Genomic DNA, 8,054 nt, shown 5'->3' on the forward strand with positions numbered 1-8,054 from the left:
TAGGTGTCGAGCGACAGCCGCCGCGTGCCGCCGCCGAAGCGCCCGGCCGGGTCGACGGCCAGCGTGTCCTCCGACAGGGTCTCGGCGACCAGCAGGCCGCGGACATATCGGCCGGTGGCTTCGACATACGCGCCGGGAACCACCGCGAGCCCGTCGACCGGCCGCAGCGGCAGCTGACCGATCCGCGGCAGCGCGGCGCTGCCGCTCAGCAGCCCGTGGATGGTGACACGGCCCGGCAGGCGCCGGTCGAGCCGGGTTGCGACGATTTCGCCCGCGGGATCGATGATGCCGCTGACATCCACCCAGTCGCCGGCCTTCCAGCCATCATCCTTGCCCGCTGCGGCGGCGATGGCCACGGTCTGCCCCGCCACGCGGAGGCTGCCCCGGGCCAGATCCGCCATTTCGATCGGGCCCGAGACCTCGTAGCGGATGGTGATGGCCTTCGCCTGCAGCGCCTTGCCGTTATGCACGGCCTCGATCACCGCCCGCTGCCCGATGCGCAGGCCGGTGTTGGAGCCGCGCTGGTCGCCGATCCGGATCGGGGTGGTGGCGTCCAGCTCCACCTCCAGGCCATTGACCCAGACGCTGCCGAAGCCGGTGATGACGCCGACGATGCCGGTGCCGCCGATGCCGCGATCCTCGGGCCGGATGCCGGTGCCGCCGACGCCGCGATCCGCCAGGCCGCCGGCATTGCCCGGCTGGCTGGTGCGGCCTCCGGTCGGTGAATTCGAGCTCGCATTCGAGTTCGCATTCGAGCTCGAAGACATCGTGTCGGCATCCGAGCCGGCGGCACAGGACACCACCACGGCCAGGAGCAGGAACGCCATCAGCCGATTCACTCTGAGGGCTCCTCGTCGGCCGTGTCGTCTTCGGCATAGAGATAGACGCCGAGATTGATCCGGCGCAGCGGGGTGGCCGGGGCGTCCCCGGCAGCATCGTCGGCCTCTGCCAGCGGCAGGGCCAGACGGTTGATCTCGATCAGCAGTTTCTGGGCCGATTGCCGGGCCGCGGCTTCGATCCGGGCCGCCGTCTCGGGCTGCAGCCTGTCGTAATGGACCGAACGGTCGAGGAACCGGGCCGTGCCGCCGGCGACGTTGTCGGCCGCCGCGGCAATGTGGTCGTGCAGGTTGCGGGCGAAGTAGAACAACTGCGCCTCGCTGCCCGGCCGCGGGACATAGGCGGCGGCGTTCAGGGTCACGCGGCCCTGGTCATCCAGGGTGACGATGCCTTGCTCGGCCCAGTCGTCCAGCACGGCGCGCCCGCGCACATCCTTGGTCACCGAAGCGACCAGGCCTTCGAAGGACGGCTCGTCCACGGCCGTGGCGGCACGGGGCAGCGGCCGCGGCCGGCCCTCGCCATCGGCATAGGGCGGGGTGCCGAGCCAGCGGGCGATGATCTGGCTGCTCATGGTGACCACGGCCGGGGGCGTGTCCTGTGGCGCGGCAGGCTCCGTCCTCAGGCGCCGGATCTCTTTGCGATGAACGCCGGTCAGCAGGCTGACGCGGCTGTCCGTGCGGGCCTTGGGGTCGGTCAGCAGGTCACGCACCGCCACCTCGACATAGAGGCCGCGCAACAGGTCGGCCAGCACCGGGAAGGTCACGCCGCTGCGGATCAGCAGCCGGACCAGCGGGCGCAGCAGACGGGCCAGCGGCCCGAGCAGAGCCTGGGGCTGGGGTGGCCGGGTTGGGTCAGAGGAAGGTGGCATCCTGGGGCTTGTGATCCGTAACGAATCCTACCTTAGCACGCCGCTTGTGGGTAAAATATCCACAACAACGGATTCCGTTTGACGTGCAACGGCGGTCACTCTAGCATTGTGGGACATTTTCCCACAATAGAACTCGACGGGGCGCCTATGTGGCCATCCGGATCGCCTTCCCTCCGACGGTCGACGTCTTCGACCGTGCAGACTGTTCTGGCCGAAGAACCGTCACTGCTCGACATGGTGGCGGAAACCAAGCTCGGACGCATCGTCGCCACCTCGGGGGTCATCGTCATCGTCGCCGGCCTGCTGGCGATCACGGTGGATGCGGCCGTCACGCTGCTGAGCCACGACTATGACGCGCCGCATGTCTCGGCGTTCCGGCCGGCGACCGATGCTGACGATGTCGACGATGCCCAGGGCTGAACGGCAGGACCCGGCCGCGCCGCGTCCGACACGATGCCATCGTTCGAACGGCTGCGCCGAACAGCGGCGGCCATGGGGGGAACAGCCATGAGCATATTCCTGATTCTCTGGGCTGTGGTCGGGCCGGCGATCGGCCTCGTGGTCGGCGCCGTGCTGGCGTCGTCACATGACGAGGAGGACAGCGTCTGGTGGGAGGGCGGCTGACCACTGCCGTCCTGATCGACTCAGGCCCGTCGCTTCAGACGTCGCCGGCCGCGGCTGCCGCGGGCCGGGCCGCATCGTCGGCGTCAGGCTCGGTCGTCGCGGCCTCCAACGCGGCCAGCCGACGGGCCACCGTCGTCGCCGCCTCCTGCTCGATGGCGCGGAACTCTTCGATCAGCAACTGGCCGAACGGCGTCAGCACGGCCCCGCCGCCCTGGGTGCCGCCGTGCCGCGTCTCGATCACCTTCTCGCGGAAGCACCGGTTCAGGCTGTCGATCAGCAGCCACGCCCGGCGATAGGACATGCCCATCGCCCGGCCGCCGGCCGAGATCGAGCCGGTTTCGGCGACATGTTCGAGCAGGCCGATCTTGCCGGGACCGAGCTGGCGGTCGGGGCCGGACGGGTCGAAGTCGATGCGGATGCGGAGCCTGGGCATGATCCTGCGATCATAGAGGCAAGTGCGGGGTCGGGGGAACTCGGCTCAGCGCTGCCCGTTTCGTTATGGCCGTTAGTTCTGGTGGCCCGTTCACCATCGTGGCCATAATCCGCCAGACCATCCAGGGAGGCCGTGATGTCTGCTGCCGAGCCGCGCCCGGCCGGGCCGACGCCGGACGAGAAGATCGACGAGGCGATCGAGGAGTCGTTCCCGGCCAGCGATCCGCCGGCCTTCCAGGCCGGTGCGACCGGTGGCGCGCCCGACCATCAGCTCGATGAGCCGCCGCGGCGCAATGCGCCGGTCATCGCGCTGATCGCCGTCGCCGCCGTGCTGGTCCTGGTCTGGGCCCTGTTCGGGTAGATCCGAACAGTCTCTTCAGTTGCCTGGCAGCACCTTGCCGGGGTTGAGAATGCCGGCCGGGTCCAGCGCCTGCTTCAACGACCGCATCACGGCGACGGCTTCGCCATGCTCGTGCTCGAGATAGCGGATCTTGCCGTAGCCGACGCCATGCTCGCCAGTGCAGGTGCCGCCCATCGCCAGCGCTCGCATCACCAGCCGGTCGTGGAAGGCCTGGGCGGTCGCGATCTCCGCCGGGTCTTCCGGGTTCAGGATCATGCAGGTGTGAAAGTTGCCGTCGCCGACATGGCCGACGATCGGCGCCACCATGCCGCTGGCCTCGATATCGGCCTTGGTCTCGACGATGCAGTCGGCCAGCCGGCTGATCGGGACGCAGACATCGGTCGGCATGCCGCTGCAGCCGGGGCGCAGCGCAAGCCCGGCATAATAGGCCTTGTGCCGGGCCTCCCACAGCTTGGTGCGGTCTTCGGCCTGGGTGGCCCATTGGAATTCGCCGCCGCCATTGTCCTGCGCCAGCGCCCGCACCGTCTCCGCCTGCTCGGCCACGCCGGCCTCGGTGCCGTGGAATTCGAAGAACAGGGTCGGGGCGACTTCGAGGTCGAGCTTGGAATAGGCGTTCGAGGCGCGGATCTGCACCTCGTCCACCAGCTCCATCCGCGCGATCGGGATGCCGAGCTGGATGGTGGAGATCACGGTGTTCACGGCGTCGGCGACGGAGGCGAAGGCGCAGACCGCCGAGGAGATCGCCTCCGGAATGCCGTACAGTTTCAGCGTCACCTCGGTGATGATGCCGAGCGTGCCTTCGGAGCCGACGAACAGCCGGGTCAGGTCGTAGCCGGCCGAGGATTTCCGCGCCCGGCCGCCGGTGTGGATGATGCGGCCATCGGCCAGCACCACGGTCAGGCCCAGCACATTGTCGCGCATGGTGCCGTAGCGCACGGCGTTGGTGCCCGAGGCGCGGGTCGCCGCCATGCCGCCCAGGCTGGCATCGGCGCCGGGATCGATCGGGAAGAACAGGCCGGTGTCGCGCAGGTACTCGTTCAACTGCTTGCGCGTCACCCCGGCCTCGACCGTGCAGTCGAGATCCTCGGCCGACACCCGCGCCACCCGGTTCATCTGCTGGAGATCGATGCTGACGCCGCCGCGCAGCGCCGCGATGCCGCCTTCCAGCGAGGTGCCAGTGCCGTAGGGGATGACCGGGATCTCGAACTCGGCGCAGATCCGCATCACCGCCGCGACCTCCTCGGTCGTCTGCGGGAAGGCGACCCCGTCGGGCGGCATGGTCGGGTGGTAGGTCTCTTCCCGCCCATGCTGCTCGCGCACCGCCGCTGAGGTCGAGAACCGGTCGCCGAGCAGCGCGCGCAGCGCGGCGGCGGCACGGTCGTCGAGGGCGGGGCGGGGGGAGAGGGCGGCGATGGCCATGGTCCGGCTCGAAACATCAGACATAAGGTAACGCAGACCTTAGGCCGGCCTTGCGCCGCCGACAAGCGGCCAACGCGGCCGGCTTCGGCGACAGAGGGCCGACAGCGAAGCGGCACCCTGCCACAGGGTTTGTTACAATCGTCACGAAAAAGCCATGTCCCGCGCGCATCAGAAAGGTGGGGACGATTGTGATTTGAGAGATCCGGTGACCTGCCATCGCCGGGTTTTGTTTCAGGGGGGCGACGGATATGAACAGGCGTATTTCAGCGTGGCTTGTTGCCGCCGCTCTGGCGGTGGTCATGGTTCCGACCAGCGCTTCGGCGCAATTCGACAGTCTCTTCAACACCCTGCTGCAAGGCGGCGCGAATTCCGGCTCCAGCAGCCCCGCGCCCAGCGGTGACGCCACGGCGCAGGTGACGGCGATCAGCGGCGCGGCGGACGCCGGTGTCGAGACGGGCGACAGCGTCTATTCCGGGCAGACCATCGATCTCGGCAGCAGCGGCCGCCTGGTCCTGGCCTATGCCGGCGGCTGCAGCATCGAGACCATTCGTGGCGGCGTCGTCACCGTCGGCGCCGGGGCCAGCCGCGTCTCCGGCGGCCTGGTGTCGACCCGCAACGCCCCCTGCGGCCGCAGCCAGGTCGCGCTCAATGCCGGTTCGTCCGAATCCGGCGCCGGGATCAACCGGATGGTCCCGGTCGACGCCCATTCGGCCGAACCCGGCGCAGGCATCAACCGGCTGGGCGAGACGCCCTTCGATGCGAAGCTGTGGGCCGAGACCACCGTCTCCTCCGGCCGGCCGCAATTCTCCGGTGCCGACGGCTCGATCCGCATCGTGATGCTGGACGCCCCATCGCCGCAGACGGTGTGGGAAGGCCAGGGCGGCGCCGGCTTCCGCTATCCCGGTGATGCGCCGAAGCTGCAGACCGGCGTGCCCTACCGGATCGAGGCCGGCGGCCATTCGGCCGTGTTCTCGGTCGACCCGGGCGCCAAGGGGGCGGGCAGCATGGTCGTGCTGCGCTGTGGCGCGGCACGACCAGCCCCCCGATTCCGCGAAACACCGGGATGCACAGGTTCCGCCGCATGATCGTGGCCCTCGGCATCGGCGCCGTCCTGGGCAGCAGCATGCTGCTGCCCAGCGCCGGCTTCCTGCAGCGCCTGGGGATCGATCCGCTGCTGTGGATCGACCGGCCCTTCGGCCTGACCCACCGGCCGCTGCCCGATCGCCCGCCCGTCGCCGTGGTGGCGGTCCGCGAGGAAACCTATCGCACCCCTCCGCTCAAGAACGAGCCCAAGGTGGCCTGGACGCCTGAGTTCGGTTACGTCCTGGCCGGGCTGGCGGCTGGCGGCGCCGCGGTCATCGGCATGGATGAGATCTTTCCGACCACGCTGGACCATCCCGGCCTCCTGCCCAAATACGATCGCCCGCTGCGGCAAGCGCTGGCCCGGCTCGGCCCAGCGGGCAAGGTGGTGCTGGGCTACGCGCCGAGCATCGACCAGCCGATCCGCCCCGACCAGAATCTGGTGGTCGCGATCGGCGGCGAGGATGGCGACGGCGAGAAGCACCTCAGCCCGATCAACCTCGTGACCGATCCGGACAATGTGGTGCGGACCTATCTGGACACGCAGTCTTCCGTGGATGGTGGCACGGTGCGCAGCTTCGCGGCGGAGCTGGCGACCCGGGCCGGCTATGCCGTGCCGGCCGGGCACTCGGTGATCGACTTCACCATCGCCCCGCGCGAGGTGCCGATCTACGAATTCGCCGACATTGCCGCCTGCGCCCAGGCCGGCGATCTCGACTTCTTCCGCCGTGAATTCGCCGGCCGGATCGTCATCGTCGGGCTGATCCTCAACGGCGAAGACCGGTTTATCACCGCGCGCCGGCTGCTGGCGGAGCAGTCGGACCACGAGCCGGCGGCACGCTGCGGCCCGGCCCAGAGCCCGATGATCGGCACCGGCGGCCGGTTCACCATGGCCGGCACGCTGGTGCATGCGATTGCCGCCACGACCTTCGCCCTCGGGCGCGAGCCGCTGATGCTGCACTCCGCCGCCGCGGCCCTGCTGGTCGGGGTGCTGTCGACCGTGCTTGGCGCGCTCTTGTTCCAGCTGGCGCCGGGCCGGGGCCTGCTGGCGCTGCTGGCGGCCGTGCTGATCGCCGTGGTGGCGTCGCTGCACGCGCTCGGCAGCGGCATTGTCCCGCCGCTGGTGCCGATCCTGGCGGCCTGGGCCCTGACCTTCACCGCGATCTATGCCTATCGCTTCGTGGTCGAGGACCGGATGCGGCGGCGCGTCGTCAACGCCTTCCGGCACTATCTGGCGCCGTCGCTGGTCGACAAGCTGGCCGAGAATCCGGATGGCCTGACGCTGGTCGGCGAGACCCGGCCCGTGACCATCGCCTTCTACGACATCGTCGGCTTCACCAGCCTGAGCGAGCGGCTGGAGGCGGAGCCGGAGCGGCTGGTCGCGGTGGTGAACGGCCTGCTGGCCCGCGTCGCCGATGCGGTCGAGCGCCATGGCGGCTATGTCGACAAGTTCATCGGCGATTCCGTGATGGCGATCTGGGGCGCGCCGCTGCCGGACCCCGATGCCGCCGAACATGCCGTCGATGCCGGGCTGGAGGCCTTCGACGCCCTCGGCCGCTACAACCGCACCTTCATGCACGACCAGGGGCTGCCGCCGCTGGGGCTGCGCGCCGGCATCAATTCCGGCAACGCCGTGGTCGGCAATGTCGGATCGCCGACCCGGCTGAACTACAACGTGCTGGGCGATGCGGTGAACCTGGCCTCGCGGCTGGAAGGCGCCAACAAGATGTACGGCACCCAGCTGATGATCGGCGAGGCGACCTACCGCCAGTTGCCACGCCACCGCTACCTGATCCGCCGGCTCGACCACCTCGTGGTCAAGGGCAAGGCGCGGCCGGTGCGGGTGTATGAGGCGATCGGCCTGGCCGGCGATGCCACGCCGGTGCGGGCCGGCGCGGTGCGGCGCTTCCATGCCGCGCTCGCCGTCTATTACCGCCGCCGTTTCGGCGAGGCGGCCTACCTCTTCGCAGCGCTGGCGGACAAGGATCCCGCCGCCGCGCTCTACCGCGACCGCGCCGCCGGCTATGCCGAGACGCCGCCGTCGCCGGATTGGGATCGCAGCTTTGTTTTGAACACGAAATGAGGGGGGCAGCCTTGATCCATTCATTGCATCCGATTTTGGGGCATCCGATTTTGGGTCGGCGGGCTTTCCTCGCCGGCACCGCCACCAGCCTCGCGGCGCTCGCCCTCGGCGGCTGCCAGACCGTGCAGGGCTATGCCAATGATCCCGCCTCGGCGGCCCAGGCGATGCAGGGCCTGTTCGCCACCGACAACGGCGCACCGCCGGATGAGGCGGCGCTGGGCGAAGGCCTGTATCCCCGGCTGATCGCGGCATCGGGCGGGTCCTACCCCAACGCCCGGATCCAGTCCGCGGTGCGGCGCTTTGCCGAGCCGCTGTTCCGCGTGTCGAAGCGGCCGTTCCAGTGGGAGATC

Annotated in this window: 9 protein-coding genes; 5 read left to right on the top strand and 4 right to left on the bottom strand. The window is 69.7% G+C overall.

The features are described from left to right. Both AC3XYG_RS18200 and AC3XYG_RS18205 read right to left on the bottom strand, forming a co-directional pair. On the bottom strand, positions 1–827 hold an 827-nt coding region (locus AC3XYG_RS18200; RefSeq protein WP_489141267.1), incomplete at its 3' end, for a DUF5666 domain-containing protein. An 8-nt stretch (positions 828–835) separates the two neighbouring features. Further along, a complete protein-coding gene (locus AC3XYG_RS18205; RefSeq protein WP_489141268.1) occupies positions 836–1,705 on the bottom strand; it encodes a DUF6502 family protein in 870 nt (289 codons plus the stop codon). Between the two features lie 195 nt (positions 1,706–1,900). Here AC3XYG_RS18205 and AC3XYG_RS18210 point away from each other — a divergent pair, with 195 nt between their 5' ends. Further along, positions 1,901–2,125: a hypothetical protein gene (locus AC3XYG_RS18210; protein ID WP_489141269.1), complete on the top strand. Its 225-nt coding sequence runs from the start codon at positions 1,901–1,903 to the stop codon at positions 2,123–2,125. A gap of 238 nt (positions 2,126–2,363) precedes the next feature. Here AC3XYG_RS18210 and AC3XYG_RS18215 read toward each other — a convergent pair whose 3' ends face one another. Next, positions 2,364–2,762 carry a winged helix-turn-helix domain-containing protein gene (locus tag AC3XYG_RS18215; protein WP_489141270.1) on the bottom strand — a complete coding sequence of 133 codons (399 nt, stop codon included), beginning with the start codon at positions 2,760–2,762 and terminating at the stop codon, positions 2,364–2,366. Between the two features lie 135 nt (positions 2,763–2,897). Here AC3XYG_RS18215 and AC3XYG_RS18220 point away from each other — a divergent pair, with 135 nt between their 5' ends. Next, a complete protein-coding gene (locus AC3XYG_RS18220) occupies positions 2,898–3,122 on the top strand; it encodes a hypothetical protein (RefSeq protein WP_489141271.1) in 225 nt (74 codons plus the stop codon). Between the two features lie 15 nt (positions 3,123–3,137). On the opposite strand, the gene AC3XYG_RS18225 is transcribed toward AC3XYG_RS18220, so the two are convergent. Beyond that, on the bottom strand, positions 3,138–4,541 hold the full coding sequence (locus AC3XYG_RS18225; RefSeq protein ID WP_489141272.1) for an FAD-binding oxidoreductase: 1,404 nt from the start codon (positions 4,539–4,541) through the stop codon (positions 3,138–3,140). 299 nt (positions 4,542–4,840) lie between these two features. On the opposite strand from AC3XYG_RS18225, the gene AC3XYG_RS18230 reads away from it, so the two are divergent. The 3 genes from AC3XYG_RS18230 to AC3XYG_RS18240 all read left to right on the top strand — a co-directional run. Further along, positions 4,841–5,626, top strand: coding sequence for a hypothetical protein (locus AC3XYG_RS18230; protein WP_489141273.1), 786 nt, complete (start codon positions 4,841–4,843; stop codon positions 5,624–5,626). Then, positions 5,605–7,704, top strand: coding sequence for an adenylate/guanylate cyclase domain-containing protein (locus AC3XYG_RS18235; RefSeq protein ID WP_489141274.1), 2,100 nt, complete (start codon positions 5,605–5,607; stop codon positions 7,702–7,704). The genes AC3XYG_RS18230 and AC3XYG_RS18235 overlap by 22 nt, the downstream gene beginning before the upstream one ends. 50 nt (positions 7,705–7,754) lie before the next feature. Continuing rightward, a partial coding sequence (locus AC3XYG_RS18240) for a Rossmann-fold NAD(P)-binding domain-containing protein (protein ID WP_489141275.1) occupies positions 7,755–8,054 on the top strand: 300 nt, incomplete at its 3' end.

The sequence above is a fragment of the Inquilinus sp. genome, assembly GCF_057815775.1.

Excerpts from the sequence above, each read along its gene's own strand:
- AC3XYG_RS18205 (WP_489141268.1), bottom strand. The coding sequence starts at position 1,705 with ATGCCACCTTCCTCTGACCCAACCCGGCCACCCCAGCCCCAGGCTCTG.
- AC3XYG_RS18230 (WP_489141273.1), top strand. The coding sequence starts at position 4,841 with ATGGTTCCGACCAGCGCTTCGGCGCAATTCGACAGTCTCTTCAACACC.
- AC3XYG_RS18220 (WP_489141271.1), top strand. The coding sequence starts at position 2,898 with ATGTCTGCTGCCGAGCCGCGCCCGGCCGGGCCGACGCCGGACGAGAAG.
- AC3XYG_RS18215 (WP_489141270.1), bottom strand. The coding sequence starts at position 2,762 with ATGCCCAGGCTCCGCATCCGCATCGACTTCGACCCGTCCGGCCCCGAC.
- AC3XYG_RS18225 (WP_489141272.1), bottom strand. The coding sequence starts at position 4,541 with ATGGCCATCGCCGCCCTCTCCCCCCGCCCCGCCCTCGACGACCGTGCC.
- AC3XYG_RS18235 (WP_489141274.1), top strand. The coding sequence starts at position 5,605 with ATGCACAGGTTCCGCCGCATGATCGTGGCCCTCGGCATCGGCGCCGTC.